General features: G+C 77.2%; 1 protein-coding gene. It reads left to right on the top strand.

What is annotated here, in order from left to right:
* Positions 1–94 precede the first annotated feature (94 nt).
* Positions 95–356: hypothetical protein (locus AC1DMU_RS29820; RefSeq protein ID WP_476941712.1), on the top strand; the 262-nt coding region annotated here is incomplete at its 3' end.

The raw sequence follows: 356 nt of genomic DNA, 5'->3' as shown, positions 1-356 counted from the left end.
GTGCGGGCCTCGGCCAAGGCGATCGGCGAGAAGCTGTCCTCGAACGCCTTCTCGGCCCTGCTCTCGCGCATCAGGCCCGGGTCGGACGCCTGAGATGCCCGCCGGGGCCACGATCGACGCCACGGCGCCGGCCGACGAACGGCAGGCGGCCATCGACCTGGCCCTCGCCGGCCCGGACGCGCCGGCGGCCCTGACCCGGCTGCTGGCCGAGGACGGACCGCTCTATCGCGGCCTGGGCGCGTCGGAGGCCGAACGCCTGCGCGGACGGGTGCTGGCGGGCTTCGCGGTCGCAGGCCTGCCGCCGACCGCCCTGCCCCCGGTGCTGGCCGAGCTGGAGACGGGGCTGAACCCGCAGC

This window comes from Bacillus sp. 01N45, assembly GCF_056399205.1.
The sequence above is the reverse complement of the archived record's forward strand: the minus strand, read 5'-3'. Positions and strand labels throughout refer to the sequence as shown.